Source organism: Ensifer sp. NM-2 (assembly GCF_003024455.1).
Classification (GTDB): Bacteria; Pseudomonadota; Alphaproteobacteria; order Rhizobiales; family Rhizobiaceae; genus Ensifer; species Ensifer canadensis.
On the sequence record NZ_PVZR01000005.1, the window covers coordinates 1 to 13,950 of the forward strand.

General features: G+C 57.6%; 13 protein-coding genes and 2 pseudogenes. 6 read left to right on the forward strand and 9 right to left on the reverse strand.

Annotated elements, in window-relative coordinates:
- Both C6558_RS11585 and C6558_RS11590 read left to right on the forward strand, forming a co-directional pair.
- A partial coding sequence (locus C6558_RS11585; protein WP_245449154.1) for a LysR substrate-binding domain-containing protein occupies positions 1 to 545 on the forward strand: 545 nt, incomplete at its 5' end.
- Positions 546 to 620: 75 nt separating this feature from the next.
- Positions 621 to 1,329: pseudogene (locus C6558_RS11590) on the forward strand (ABC transporter ATP-binding protein); the annotation flags it as partial.
- A 106-nt stretch (positions 1,330 to 1,435) separates the two neighbouring features.
- Here the strand turns inward: C6558_RS11590 and C6558_RS11595 are convergent.
- The 4 genes from C6558_RS11595 to C6558_RS11610 form a co-directional block, all read right to left on the reverse strand.
- Positions 1,436 to 1,876: a DsrE family protein gene (locus C6558_RS11595; protein WP_057210971.1), complete on the reverse strand. Its 441-nt coding sequence runs from the start codon at positions 1,874 to 1,876 to the stop codon at positions 1,436 to 1,438.
- 240 nt (positions 1,877 to 2,116) lie between these two features.
- Positions 2,117 to 3,151, reverse strand: coding sequence for a zinc-binding dehydrogenase (locus C6558_RS11600; RefSeq protein ID WP_057223497.1), 1,035 nt, complete (start codon positions 3,149 to 3,151; stop codon positions 2,117 to 2,119).
- Entirely contained in the window at positions 3,144 to 4,235 is a 1,092-nt protein-coding gene (locus C6558_RS11605) for a Gfo/Idh/MocA family protein (RefSeq protein ID WP_057210967.1), read from the reverse strand. Before C6558_RS11605 ends, C6558_RS11600 begins: the two co-directional genes overlap by 8 nt.
- The gene (locus C6558_RS11610; protein WP_082523788.1) at positions 4,232 to 4,684 is read right to left on the reverse strand and encodes a nuclear transport factor 2 family protein; all 453 of its coding nucleotides are present in this window, start codon (positions 4,682 to 4,684) and stop codon (positions 4,232 to 4,234) included. Before C6558_RS11610 ends, C6558_RS11605 begins: the two co-directional genes overlap by 4 nt.
- A gap of 103 nt (positions 4,685 to 4,787) precedes the next feature.
- Between C6558_RS11610 and C6558_RS11615 the strand changes: the two genes are divergently transcribed.
- Positions 4,788 to 5,753, forward strand: a complete 966-nt coding sequence (locus tag C6558_RS11615) for an AraC family transcriptional regulator (protein ID WP_082523787.1) — start codon at positions 4,788 to 4,790, stop codon at positions 5,751 to 5,753.
- On the opposite strand, the gene C6558_RS11620 is transcribed toward C6558_RS11615, so the two are convergent.
- The 3 genes from C6558_RS11620 to C6558_RS11630 are packed head-to-tail and all read right to left on the reverse strand — an operon-like array spanning position 5,725 to position 8,796.
- Positions 5,725 to 6,105 carry a response regulator transcription factor gene (locus tag C6558_RS11620; RefSeq protein WP_057210966.1) on the reverse strand — a complete coding sequence of 127 codons (381 nt, stop codon included), beginning with the start codon at positions 6,103 to 6,105 and terminating at the stop codon, positions 5,725 to 5,727. The two genes, C6558_RS11615 and C6558_RS11620, sit on opposite strands and share 29 nt — an antisense overlap.
- 3 nt (positions 6,106 to 6,108) lie before the next feature.
- Positions 6,109 to 6,744: a response regulator transcription factor gene (locus C6558_RS11625; protein ID WP_057210964.1), complete on the reverse strand. Its 636-nt coding sequence runs from the start codon at positions 6,742 to 6,744 to the stop codon at positions 6,109 to 6,111.
- A 3-nt stretch (positions 6,745 to 6,747) separates the two neighbouring features.
- Positions 6,748 to 8,796 (reverse strand): PAS domain-containing protein, encoded by a 2,049-nt coding sequence (locus C6558_RS11630; protein WP_057210981.1) that lies wholly within the window; start codon positions 8,794 to 8,796, stop codon positions 6,748 to 6,750.
- 510 nt (positions 8,797 to 9,306) lie between these two features.
- On the opposite strand from C6558_RS11630, the gene C6558_RS11635 reads away from it, so the two are divergent.
- From C6558_RS11635 to C6558_RS11645, 3 genes are all read left to right on the forward strand, one after another.
- A complete protein-coding gene (locus tag C6558_RS11635) occupies positions 9,307 to 10,131 on the forward strand; it encodes an alpha/beta fold hydrolase (protein WP_057210962.1) in 825 nt (274 codons plus the stop codon).
- 79 nt (positions 10,132 to 10,210) lie between these two features.
- Positions 10,211 to 11,176, forward strand: coding sequence for an MBL fold metallo-hydrolase (locus C6558_RS11640; protein WP_371412257.1), 966 nt, complete (start codon positions 10,211 to 10,213; stop codon positions 11,174 to 11,176).
- 24 nt (positions 11,177 to 11,200) lie between these two features.
- The gene (locus tag C6558_RS11645; RefSeq protein WP_025431008.1) at positions 11,201 to 11,545 is read left to right on the forward strand and encodes a carboxymuconolactone decarboxylase family protein; all 345 of its coding nucleotides are present in this window, start codon (positions 11,201 to 11,203) and stop codon (positions 11,543 to 11,545) included.
- Positions 11,546 to 11,787: 242 nt separating this feature from the next.
- Here the strand turns inward: C6558_RS11645 and C6558_RS11650 are convergent.
- Positions 11,788 to 12,950 (reverse strand): annotated as a pseudogene (locus tag C6558_RS11650) (PLP-dependent aspartate aminotransferase family protein).
- 82 nt (positions 12,951 to 13,032) lie between these two features.
- On the reverse strand, positions 13,033 to 13,749 hold the full coding sequence (locus tag C6558_RS11655; RefSeq protein WP_057209216.1) for a hypothetical protein: 717 nt from the start codon (positions 13,747 to 13,749) through the stop codon (positions 13,033 to 13,035).
- Between the last annotated feature and the right edge of the window lie 201 nt (positions 13,750 to 13,950).

Genomic DNA, 13,950 nt, shown 5'->3' on the forward strand with positions numbered 1-13,950 from the left:
ACTCCGACACCTCGCATCACATCATCGATGCGGTCCAAAGGAACGAGTTCGATATAGGTTTCGGGCGCGTGCCGACAGAGCGTACTGACATTGAGCATTTGCCGATGCCCACATCGTCGGCAATCTGTCTTGTTCCCAGACACCATCGGCTCGCGGCGAAGGCGTCGATTTCCGTGACTGACCTTCATCAAGAGCAACTGATTTCGCTCGGAACTAGTAGCCTGCTTCGGCTCCAGATCGAGGCGGCGCTGGAGAGCGCCGGCATCAGGGGCGGAACAGTCATACAGACGCTTTTTTCCAACACCGTGCCCAGCTATGTCGCGCGCGGCCTCGGCATTGGGGTCACCGATATCTTCTCAGTGCTCGGCGCTGATCGTACGAACATCGTCATGCGCCGCTTTACGCCGGAACTGACTTTCGACTTTTCAGCCATTTATCCGCGTAGCGAGCACTCTCCCTTGGCCATCGCTTTTGCTCGCATGATGCGCAGCGTCATCGCCAACGATATTGCCGAAGTAGAAGACGCTTTGCAGATGGCACGTTGAATCGAGCAGCCTGGGCAAACGCGTCGCAAGCTCCCATCGAGGCGGGCCTTTCGTCAATCTGATCCAAGGTGCAGCCGCCCTGGTCAGTTGTCCGGCGGTCAGCGCCAACGCGTCGCAATGGGAAGGGCGATCGTGCGTAATCCAAAGGTTTTCCTCTTTGCTGAACCGCTCTCGAACCTTGATGCAAAGCTCAGGGTTCAGATGCGGACCGAGATCAAACGGCTGCACCAGCTGTTGCCGACGACGACGGGTATGTGACGCACGATCAGGTGGAAGCCATGACGATGGCTGATCGTGTGGTAGTGATGAATGGCGGCGTCGAACAGGCTGGACCGCCGCAAGAGCTTTATCATCGGCCGGTCAGCCACTTCGTTGCAGGTTTCATTGGCTCGCCGGCGATGAACTTTATGCCTGCAACCGTCGTTTCAGACGCTAAGGGCCTGCTCGTGCAGCTTGAGGACGGTAGTTCGTTGCCGGTGCCAGCAGCGCGAACGGAGCTCTATGGGCGCCACGTCGCAAGGCCGTCACTTTCGGCATTCGACCAGAGTCGATCAGTGAGCGGCAGCAGCGCCCGGGCTTTGCCGAAATCCAGGCGAAGATCGATTTGGTAGAGCCACTCGGGCCTGAAACTATGGTCTATTTTTCCATCGGCGATCGAGGCATGTGCGCCTGTATCGACCCCGAAAGCAATCCGAAGCCCAAATCCACGATGCCGCTGTCGTTCAACATGAACCAGATGCATCTGTTCGACCCGACGACGGGCCGCGCGTTGTCGATCGGCTGACTGGTGTTTTAACCAGGGCAGGGACATTGCCTGCCGTTCTCGTTTGATGTTGACAAATGTGGCGGAGCGGTCGGTACGCCGCTCCGCCGGGGCGGCGCCCCCGCGACTAAGCCTCAGTGATTTTCACGTATCCCTGTTGAACAAGCTGGATTGTTCGCGCCATCGCATCCGTGTTAATTTTTATGTTCGGAAGAAGGTCTGCATTGCCCCACCCGTTCGCCTCCGCGGTGGCCCCACAGAGCTCTATCTTGACACCCCGCTTCACCAAATCGGCGATCAAGTTCTTGTTGGGATTCCCCGCTGCGATCTTCCGTGAGCCGTTGTACGCCTCGTCATGCAAAGTGAGGTGTCCCGCGTTTGTGTGGAATACCACTATCACTTCGGCCTCAGCGCCCCAGTCCGCAATATCGTTCGTAATCAGTTGAAGGTGGAAGATGGCGGCAGGCAAATCCCCCTCAAATTGAAGCGAGCCGATGCTGTGAACGGATTTTACCGACTTCAGCCTAACCGGCACATCGATAGTGATTGCGTGATTGGCGGTTGACATGTCATGGCTCCCTTGTTGGCGGTTAAGGCGAGGGATTTTGCAATTTCATTGGTGCCCCGCCCGAACAACCTACACACTGGGCAGATCCCGCCAATTATGGGTTCATATTAGGTTCCGAGAGCTGCAACCGACGGACCGTGCCTCCAAGCCATCAGGGCCTTTAATGCCCCACTGAGGATCGGGACATCACATAGCGCGAAACCGCTCTCCCGCGGCCGATATTCCCATCGTTTCATGGCTTTATCCACCTGAGATCAAAAGGACCGGGCGGCCCAGAGTTTCGCCTGCTTCGAGTGCCCTTTGCGCTTCACCGACACCCGTGAAGGGTACCACCCTGTCAATGTGCGCCCGCAAGCCACCCCGATCGACGAGTTCGGCGATCTGGGCGAGCGCGGCGGTTTGGCGAAGGCGATGTGCATGGTGGCGGCCTATCTGCGGCAGACCGATGTTGACGAAGCTGATGTCCAGGTTTTTCCACTCGGCCTGCCCGTTTCCCTCGGCGGGCCAATCCGACACTACTGTGTTGATCAGCCTCCCATACGCAGCCGTATGCCTGAAGCTCTCCGAGAAGTTGCCATGTCCTACAAAGTCGAACACGATGTTAGCTCCCGGTTCGCCCCGCCACGCCTCAAGGGCCTCCTCAACGCTTTCCGTCCGGTAATTGATTACGAGTTCGGCACCGAGCACTCTCACCAATTCCGCCTTTGCCTCGTTCGAGACGGTCGTGGCGATCCTGGCTCCGAGGGAAGCGAGATATTGGATTGCGATATGCCCGAGCCCGCCCGCGCCGCCGTGGACCAGGACATGATCACCTGGGCTTACCGTCGCCTTCTCGAACACGGCCTCCCATGCGGTGAGGGCCACCACTGGCAGGGCAGCGGCTTCCACAAAGGTCAGCTTTTCCGGCTTCGCGGTGACATAGTCTGAACGGACGACCTTGTATTCGGCATAGCTTCCCGGGTTTCCGGCGTAGCCGCCGTCCACGTACCAGACCTCGTCACCTACTCGGGCGTTCACTACCTCTCGTCCGGCTTCCACCACCACGCCGACGCCGTCAATTCCGAGGATCGTAGGTTCTTTCTGGGACCTCCCATCGCTGTCGTAAACAGCTCCGTTCTTCCTGTTCTGCCAGTCAGCGGGATTGATCCCGGCTGCCTTCACTTGGACCAAAACATCAAGCTCGTCCCTTAGCCGAGGGCAGTCGACTTCGCGCACCTCAAGCACTTCGGGTCCGCCGGGTCTAGTGACAACGAGGGCCTGCATTTTCTCAGACATCGCGCCGTTCCCCGTTGCCAGAGGCGATGGCATCCAGAACGCGATGCAGGTTCACAGCGTCTTCGAAGGTGGGAGACAGTTTGGTGTGATTTCTCATATCAGACGCGATGCGGGAATAGGCGACCCCGACGCTTTGGCTGAACCCATCCTCGAAGCCGAGGGTCTCGTAGAGAGGCGGCACAGGCAATTCCTGCATCTGCCCGTCCCCCTGTGCGCCTTTAACAGTGAAGCCGCCCAGCCCGACATAGCCGACGGGGCTGGTCAGAATGAGGTCGCCTTTGGTACCGTTGATCTCGATATGGAAGTTCGTGCCGCGCGAGAGGCCACCGCGGAAATGTGCGCTGAGGGCTGCGCCGTTCGTGAGCAAGCCAGCGGCAATGATTTGATCTGGCGCTGTCAACGGAACTTCTTTCCCCGTCTCCGCTATTCGCGTCATCGCTCGGCTGTTCGACAGCGCGCCGCTGATGGACTTCAGTCTCGACCCGAGCGCGTAGAGGGTCGCGTCGAGCGTGTGCGCGAACGGCACGTGGAACATCGAGGCTCCATTTGCCATATCCAGGGTGTACAGGTAGCTCTCGTTGATCTCCTCACCCCAGATGATGCCAGAACCGATCATGGAAACAGACAGGACCTCGCCGACATAGCCGTCCTTGATCAGATCCTTGATGAAGTTGATGGCCGGAACCGAACGCGTTTGAAGCCCGATCGCCGTAAATGCATTCCTGCTCTTCGCCAGTGCTAGCATTTTTTCGGCGTCGGGCAGGTTCATGCCCAGCGGCCACTCCGAGAAAACCGCTTTCCCTGCTTCCAGGGCCAGGGTGACGAGTTCAAGGTGATGTGGAACCTTGACGGTCACGACAACCAGGTCGACGTTCGGGTCATTCACCAGTTCATCCGTCGTTCCATAGCTGTTATCCGCGCCAAACTTCTCGGCAGACGCGCGAGCTATTTCCGGCCTGTTGTGGCTTACAGCCGCGATGCGAAACTCAGGCAACGCTTTCAGGGCGGGGATATGGGCTGTGTTGGCCCAGCCCTTGTCCGGATGGACGCCGATGATGCCGACGTTGATGGGATTGGTGGTCATGCCGCATTCTCCTTCGGCTTGATTTTTAGGATCGTGCGGCGAAGCTCCAGGTGCGCCAAGCGCCACTGTCCGCCTTCGAGCCGCCATGTTTCGTGATAGTGGCCGTACCCGTGCATCGAGGCGGGACGGCCATCATTGACATCGGGAAAAATCAGGTAGTCTTCCATGGACCAGATGGCGCGGACTTCCGTTTCCGAAACGACGTCGATCTCGTCATTGTGGACCTGATGGATTGTCCGGGCCCCAGCGAGGTAGTTCTTGGTGACGGCCAGGAACTCATCAATGGAGTCAAACGCGGCGACTGTGACACCGTCCTCGCCGATAAAGCGTATCGACGGTTGAGGTGCGAATAACGCAGCGAATTCCGGCCAGTTCTGCGTATCCACGTATCGGCAATAACGTGCTTTCAATGTGCGTATGGTTTCGACCAGAGCGAGATGGTTTTGCAATTGGAATCTCCTTTTCGGGTCACCATATAGCGACGAACAGCAAGAGCCTTCAGTCTCGATCGTCCCAAGTTTTGGCTCGATCGTCCATAATAGGAACATTTAGTTGGACCCTTTGACCGACATCTTCTCTTCGATGCGAATTAGGAAAGCGAAGTTCACGACGCTGGAGGCGACTGCGCCCTGGGGCGTTGCCTCGCACGGTGATCCGGCGATCAAATTCGTTCTCGTGGTCCGCGGATCAGGAGTCCTGACCACACGGGAAAACCCCGATGCGGTATCGTTGCGCGCAGGCGACGTCTTCATCATGTTCGGGAACGAACCTTACCAGGTCTACGATCATGCAGACTCGCGCACGGCGGACTGTCTTGATGTCGAGACCCTTCGGGTGGGCAACCGCATTCAGTTCGGAGGAGGTGGCGCCACGACGACTTTCATCAGCGGCTTTTTCGAGATCGAAAAGCTTGACGCCCAGCCCTTGCTGAATGTGCTACCAAGATTGCTTCACCTGAAATCGGAGCAGAGCCGGAGCCAACAGTTCCAGTCGGTGCTTGAGTTGCTCGCGGCAGAAGCCGATGCTCCTGGGCTGGGTTCGGATGCCGTCGTGCGACGCCTGTTCGAACTGCTTTTCGTTCATGCGATCCGCGCGTTTGCGCAACAATGGTCGACGCCAAAGACTGGATGGCTGGCGGCCGTCTCCGATAAGAATCTGGTCTTGGCGGTCGAAGCCATGCATGCGGAGCCACAAGTGCCGTGGACGGTGGGTCAACTCGCAAGTAGGGCTGGAATGTCGCGCTCAGCTTTCGCCGCCCGCTTCAAGGATCTAGTCGGACAAGCTCCGCTGTCGTATCTGACAGAATGGCGAATTTTCCAGGCTGCCAGACTGATTGAGGGGAATGCAAACAAGCTTTCTGTCATCTCGCGGAGCGTGGGTTACCAGTCCGAGGCGGCCTTCACCAAGGCCTTCAGAAAGGTGATGGGGACCGCGCCCAGCCACTACAGGAAAAGCCTTGCCGAGGCTAAGGTGGGCCGGGCGGCCCCGATCATTGCCGAAATGCAAGAAGCCGCGTAATCGCCTGGAGAAGCACTTTGCTGTTCAGTGGTTTTCGCATAAAGACCCTGCGGTCATCGGCTCCTGCGAAACCACGATCATCGATATCGCTGCGACCCGTCATCAGTATCATCGGCATTTCAGGTTCCCGGCCTCTGACCGCCTGCTCCAACTCGAACCCGTCCATCGAGCCCATGCTGATATCCGTGATTACGCAGTCACACGCGGAGAGGTCTCCACTCGAGAGAAAAGCCGTCGGCGACCTGTAGGTACGGGCCAGATAACCTACGGACTCAAGAAGCTCACGCAGCCCCTCAAGAACCCGCTTATCGTCATCCACAATTGCAAAGGTATGGATCGCCTGCGCTATCATTCGTCAGTTTCCATGTCGGGAGTGCGTAATCGGTATGCTGAGTTTGGAGGCGATCCGCACCAAGTCGGCCAAGGAGTCGGCATGCATCTTGCGCATCATGTTGCCTCGATGGATTTGGAAGGTGATCTCGCTTATTCCAAGCTCGGCGGCACCTTGTTTGTTCATTAACCCACTTACAACGAGTGGGAGGACATCGCGTTCCCGGGCGGAAAGGCATTCCAGCCGAGATTGTAGTTCACTGAGTGCGGCTCGATCGTGTCGCGCCTCGCGGTCGCGCGCGAGTGCCAATTCGATCGCAGCGCGCAGGTCGTGCTCCCTGAACGGTTTCGCAAGGAAATCGACTGCGCCCAGCTTCATCGCGCGGACCGTCATCGGTATGTCCCCGTGGCCCGTTATGAAAATGATCGGAGGATGCGGTTCATCCGCCAACCGCGCTTGGAGCTCGAAACCGTCGATATCTGGCAGCCGTATGTCGAGTACGAGACATGAAGGGTTCTGGGGCTTTGGGGCATCCAGATATTCCTGCGCCGTTGCGAACGTCGTAACGTTGACCTGCCACGATTCCAGGAGCTCGGAAAGTCCGTCCCGGACGCGCTTGTCGTCGTCTATCACGAAGACTGCATGATCCTCACTGTACATCGGTTATTCTCCGGACAAGGGGAGTGCAAAGCTGAATACCGTGCCGGTGGGCTCCGCGGGCGAAGCCCATAGCTTTCCGGCGTGTGCGCCGACGATGCTTCGGCAGATCGACAACCCGATCCCCATGCCGTTATGCTTCGTGGTGTAGAATGGTTCGAATATCTTCTCGTTGTCGTGTAGCCCGACCCCGCTGTCCCGCACATCCACGAGGATTGTCCCGTCATCGAACCGCGAGCGGATTTCCAGTAATCGTATTGCCCCGTTCAATGTCGCCATCGCATCCATCGCGTTCTGAATGAGATTGACAAGCACCTGGAGGATGAGGCCCCTGTCGAAGTTCGCCGTCGGCAGGTCCGGCTCCAGGCGAGTTCGCAGATCGCATTTCGAACCCGAAATCCTTTCGCGCAGCAGCGTGCAGGCCTCCTCGATGACTTCGTTGATGTTTCCCGGGCTTTTCGCCCCGCCCGATTGCCTGAAGAGAGCCTTTATTCTGCTGATCACTTCGCCTGCGTCGTTCGCGGCATCTGCCGCCTTTCGGGCACTGATCTTCGCCCTTTCGATATTTGGTGGTGTCGCACTGAGCCAGCTTTCGGTGGCGCTGCTATTGGTGACGACGGCCACCAATGGTTGGTTCAATTCGTGGGCAATCGAAGCGGATAACTCAGATAAACTGGCGGCACGCGTCGCGAGTTCAAGCTGATGCTGGGCCTTCTGAAGCTGTGCCTGTGCCTGCGTTTCCTCCTCGACATCGACAATAACGCCATACCACTGAAACAGCCTGCTTTGGCAGTCGCGCAGGACACGTGCCCTGCAGTCGACAAGGTGATAATGGCCGTCGGCCAAACGATGGCGGTATTTCAGAGCAATGGGTTCTCCGGACTTGAAGGATTGCTCAAAGCGATGTCGCAACAAAGGCGCGTCCGCCGGGTGAACGAGACTGCTGATCATCGGCGCGAAGCCTGAACCATTTACCCCACGAAGCTCCTCGAGCGTCACCCCGGAATACTCCATCAAAGGCTCGTTGAAATAGGTTGGCTGACCTTCCGGGCTCGCGCACCACACAAAGGCGGGAAGCGTGTCGAGCATCAATCTCAGCCGGTCTGCGTTCGCCCGGAGTTCCTCCTGCGTCCGATGAAGCTCCTCTATATCGATGTTGGTCCCATACCACTCGATGATTTCACCCTCCTCGCTGAGGAGCGGGGCGGCGTCGATCCTGTTCCAACGGTAGGTGCCGTCCTTATATCGCAATCGGCAGACCAGGGAGAGTGATGCCTTTCGTTCGACGCAGGCCGCCCACGCCGACTGAAAACCTTCAGCATCATCCGGATGAACGACACCGAAATTGTTCGATCTGATCTCCTCGAATGTCGCCCCAAGGTACTCCAGGGTCTTGGGATTCTGGTAGATCGGCACGCCCGACGGGGAGGCGCACCATATCATCACCGGCATCGTATCGATCAGTGTTTGAAGCTGCCTTTCGCTATCCTCCAGCCGCTGCTCAGCGCGCTTCTTCTCATCGATGTCGATTGTTGTTCCGAACCACCCGAGAATGTTGCCCTCTTTATCGAGATGGGGGCGGCCGTAGGCGTGGAACCAGCGATAGTCGCCGTCTGCCCGTCTTATGCGATGAACTGACTCGAAGGAGGTTCCGGTCCTCATGCTCGTAAGCCAAGCCTCGGTTACGCGTTCGGCCTCGTCGGGGTGAACGGCCTCCAGCCCGGTTCGCCCTGTCGCGTTGAATTCGTCGGTACGCTTGCCGACGTACTCGACGACGCTTGGGTTCACGTAGACGAAGTTTCCCTTAGCGTCAGTGGCCCAGCCTAACCCCGGCATGCTTTCCACGATCAACTTCGCGTCTTGCAGGTGTTGGTCGACATCAGCACGCGCTCGCCAAATGCTCGCAAGCCAGAAGGCGCCCAGAGCACACAACAGAAACGCCGTCGGTCGGGCTATGGAGGCGAACCCATCGGACGATAGGAAAACGATCAGAGCGCCGACGACAATCAAGAGCAACGCAATTGCCACAGCGACCTGCCTGCGTTTGACAAGCATGAGTGCCGCAAGGGCTAAGAACAGCACACCGTACGGCTCCTGTTCGAATATCCCCAGAGCAGTTCCGGCGCATCCCGTCGCAAGTGCAGGTGCGTATTGCCGTATTTCAGGGCCCCTCACGACAGTCTCCCTGGTTGGCACCCCTCAAGGTTCGGCGAAACTATACTTTGATCAGTATGATCAGGCTAGCTGCGCTTCCAGGACTAACGGAAACATATGATTGGCCGATCTGAGCCTCCTGTCTAACATCGAAAGCACCGCAAGCGACCCACGCACGCGAATGAAATCCCGTCAAGCTCGCTGTCCCAGCCGCCGTCCGAGCGACAGCCCACTGAAGGATGAAGGTTCATGGCAGAGCGAAAAACAGAGCTTCCTCCGATCTCACGGCGTGCCGTCTTGGGCAGCGCTGCAGGAGCCGTCGGAGCCTCCCTTCTAGGGTTTCCAGCAATTGCTCCGGTATTGACCGCGAGTGGACAGACGACACAGCAACGATCAGCCGAGGAAAAGACAATGGGCACGATCACGACTAAGGACGGAACGCAGATTTTCTACAAGGACTGGGGAAAGGGCCAGCCTATAGTCTTCCATCACGGTTGGCCGCTTAGCGCCGATGACTGGGACAACCAGATGCTCTTCTTCCTCAGCAAGGGCTATCGGGTAATTGCCCACGACAGGCGCGGACATGGCCGTTCGACGCAGACCGCGACGGGCAATGACATGGATACCTACGCGGCCGACGTTGCGGAGCTTGCAAAGGCGCTCGACCTGCGTGATGCAATCCATGTGGGGCATTCGACGGGAGGCGGCGAGGTCACTCGCTACGTTGCCCAACACGGAAATGACAGGGTGGCCAAGGCGGTGATCATCTCTGCTATTCCGCCGGTGATGTTGAAGTCCGACGACAATCCGGGTGGCTTGCCCATCGGAGTGTTTGACGATCTCCGCGCCCAACTCGCAGCTAACCGCGCGCAATTCTACCTCGACGTTCCCACGGGTCCTTTCTACGGCTTCAACAGGAAGGACGCCAAGGTGTTCCCGGGGCTGATCCAGAATTGGTGGCGGCAGGGAATGATCGGCGGAGCGATCGCGCACTATGAATGCATCAAGGTCTTCTCGGAGACAAACTTCACTGAAGACCTGAAGAAGATCGATGTTCCGGTTCTGGTAATGCACGGCGACGATGACCAGATCGTTCCGATCGCCGACGCTGCCCTCCTGTCGGTCAAGCTACTGAAGCACGGTACGCTGAAGGTCTACAAGGGGCTGCCGCACGGTATGTGCAGCACACATCCCGATATTATCAATCCCGATCTGCTGGCGTTTTTCCAGGCATGATCGCCCGGCGGGAAAGGCGGCTTCAGGTGATACCCCAAGCCCCCTGGAGCCGCCCCGCCCGTTTCCGAAAGGATCTGTGATGACCCAAGACTTCAAATTTTCTCGCCGCGGGTTTTGTCTATGCTGCATGGCAGCCTCCACGTTCGCGGCGTCCGGAGGCTGGCTAAGTCCCCGGCAGGTTTTCGCGAAAGCCCAAGGTATCGTGGACATGATCCGCGATGAAGCGGCAAAAGCGCCGATCAAGGTTCACAAAACTAAGGCGGGCGTTTCGATCCTTGAAGGTTCAGGCGGGAACATAGCAGTGCTGACCGGGGGCGACGGAAAGGTCCTGATCGATGGAGGCATAACCGCGTCCCGTCCTCGCATACTCGATGCCTTATCCGGCCTCGGAAAACAGCCGATCAAGCACCTGATCAACACACACTGGCATTTCGATCACACGGATGGAAATGAGTGGCTCAACGCCGAAGGGGCCGCGATCCGCGCGCACGAGAACACCAGGAAACATCTGATGACCGTTCAAAGGGTGGACGACTGGGACTTCGAGTTTCCACGCCCGCCGCTCGCCGCGGTGCCGTCGGAGACGGTCGGCGACGAGATGTCGCTGGAGCTCAACAAGGAAACGTTGATGCTGAAGCACCATCCGAACGCGCATACCGACGGCGACATCTCGGTCACCTTCAGCGAGGCAAACATCGTTCACACCGGAGACCTGTACTGGAACGGCATTTACCCATTCATCGACTATTCGACTGGTGGAGGGATCGACGGCAAGATCAAGGCGGTTGAAGACATTCTCTCTAACATCACCGAAGAGACAGTTGTCATTCCGGGGCACGGTCAGCCTCTCAGCAAAAAGTCCGAATTAAGTGACTACCGTACGATGCTCGTCGACATCCGCGGAAATGTGGCAAAGCTGAAGTCCAAGGGAAAGCCCATCGACGAGATCATTGCCGCGAAACCGACTGCCGACTTCGACGCAAAGTGGGGGCAGTTCGTCATCAGTCCCGAGTTCTTCACGCGCCTTGTCTATCATGGCGTCTGAGTTGCGAAATCACGAGGGTATGTGATGTCTATGATCGATTGGAATGCCTATCATCAGCAGGTGCTTGCGGGGGTCGGCGAAATCGCCGCACTGAGTCCGGACGTGATCAGAGGCTACCAGGCAATCGGCGGAGCGGCCCGTAAGACCAATCTGCTGGGTAGCAAGGTCAACGAACTGATCGCTCTAGCGGCTGCGGTCTCGCTGCGCTGCGATGGCTGCATCGTTGTTCACACCGACGCCGCGCTTAAAGCGGGTGCGACGCGCGAAGAGATCGCCGAGGCGCTCGGGACGGCTATTGGCGTCAACGCTGGAGCAGGACTCGTTTATTCCACGCGAGTGATGGATGCCGTCAAATCAAAGGCTTCATGACAACCTCAGCGGTTTACATTGAGGCTCAGCCCAGGTCGGGCCTGTCAGGGAAACCCGCAATTGGGTGAACGGAGGTTCGGTTGAGAAAAGGAAGATTCGGTTCATGCTCAGGCACTCCCGAAAGCTGCCTGAGGCCATAGTGGGCGACGAAGGCCCGCCTCGATGTGAAAACAGGACTCGGCTAAGCCGGCAGACCAGAGCCAGATCGCCTGAGCCAGGAGGCCCAAGTGTCCGTGCTGTCATCATCTGGAAATCTCGGCGAGAAGCGCTTCGATATCATCGACAAGGTCCTGATGATCTTCAAGGCCAACACTTATGCGCAAGACGAGATCATCTGCGTCCCACCTCCGCACCGTGCGGTAGGCCTTGACAGGCATGGGCGCAATGAGACTGCGCATTCCGCCCCAGGATGCCCCTATCGCAAATGTCTTGAGCACATTGAGAGAAGGCGAGACGCGATCGGACAGGCCTCTTTTGAAAACGACGCCAAAGACACCTGACGCCCCAAGAAAGTCCCTCTTCCAGATCGAATGGCCAGGATCGGTCGGCAATGCTGGATGGATAACACGTTCCACGATTTCCGCTGCCTGTATCCTTTCGATCAACTGCAGGGCACCTTGACTTGCATGTCTCATGCGAACGCCGAGCGTTTCTAGTCCTCTTAAGACCAAAGAGGCGTCATCCGGTGACACGCAGATCCCCATTCGTCCGAGCGTTGACCGTATCGGAGCGGTTAGTTGTTCGTCGCGGACCGTCAACGATCCCAGCAGTACGTCTGAATGCCCCGAAATGTACTTGGTCAGCCCCTCTGTGACGATGTCTGCTCCGAGCGTCAGGGGTTTGTAGTTCAGAGGTGTCGCCCAGGTATTGTCGCAGCCAACCAGTGCCCCGTGCCGATGGGCTATGTCCGCAATAATGGGAAGATCTTGGACTTCCATTGTCGTCGACCCAGGAGATTCGCACCAGACTATCTTGGTTCTGGCGTTGATTTTAGCGACGAGATCGGATGGATCGACGGGATCGTAGTAGGCAACCTCGATACCGAAGCGCGCGAGTTCCGTATTGGCGAAATCGCGCACCGGGGGTACACGGAATCGGCTATGAGGATGCCGTCACCCGCCTTGAGAAATGGAAGCATCGCAATCGCGTTGGCCGCCTGGCCCGAGGGCACGAGGAATGTTCTGGCACCGTTCTCGAGAGCTGTCAGTTTTGCCTCGAGCGTTCTGGTGGTCGGTGTCCCGTAAAGACCGTAACTGTAGCCGTCAGGTCCGCGTTGTCCGCGGTTTGCGTAATCCTCGGCGGTGTCGAAGACGATCGTTGAAGCACGATGCACTCCAACCCCGAACGTTGCGAAGCCTTCGGCATTTACGTGGGGTGTCACGACACAGCGCGTGAGGTCCTTCATCGCATTCTTCCTTTTGACCGAGGCGGAAATCACCAGTGTCCACCATATCCGCCCCCTGCAACTGCGTGGGTGGGTGCGAACTCTAGGCGACCGAAAATTCCAGACCGCTTACATCGATGGATATCATCAAGCGAGACAAATCGGGCGTGAGGTCTGCTAGGCGAGGGTACCCACGTAGCTTCGTTGGTATGTTGACCCCATGACACTCTTCGTAGTGAGAAAGCAATTCCGTGATGGTTATGCCCGCGTCGCCATCGACATGGTAGTCATGCCTGCGCAAGAGGAAGTTGCCGTCAAAGAAGTAGTCGTGTACGCGGGCAGCGGTTGCAAGGTCCGGCGGCAACTGGGCCCTGAGAACCCGCCATTGGTTTCCACCTTCGTTCCAGGGAACAAGCTCACATACCTCGACACCTTCCAGCATTAAATGGAATGGAGCGGTCAAAAACGATCTAACAGTGGAGCATGCCAGCAAAACTCCGACCAATGCATCGACTGGCAGTTTGAAGTCGTATTGCAATTGCGCGGAACGCACGTCCTCGACTCCGGTAACAAGGGAGCCGTCGTCACCCAGGATGGACAAGCGGTTGCGTTCGAGGTCGCTTCGGCAATTGACGCATCCAAGGGGTTCAATGACCGCTCGTTGCAGCTGCGGGAAGACAGTTATCTGTCGAGGCGCCAGGTTGCCAAAATTCACACATAAATCGCCACCCAGTAAAGCCGTTGCCTTCGCAACATTATGTGCGCCCCAGTTTGTCAGCCCCCCATGAGCAACGATGGCTTTGTCGAGCAGCTTGTTCAAACTTTCGCTCCCGATACCAAGTGACAACGACCCGCTCGATCATGTCTGATCAGCTCTTCCTATAAGGTACACCTCTGCTGAAAATCCGAAATCATATCTTCCATTAGGGCGAGAGCTCTAACCTGAAATTGCAACCGCCGGGCTCGGTTGCCACTTCGCCGAAAGCGCGCATCTAAAGGTATATATGATTTCGGCCACCAG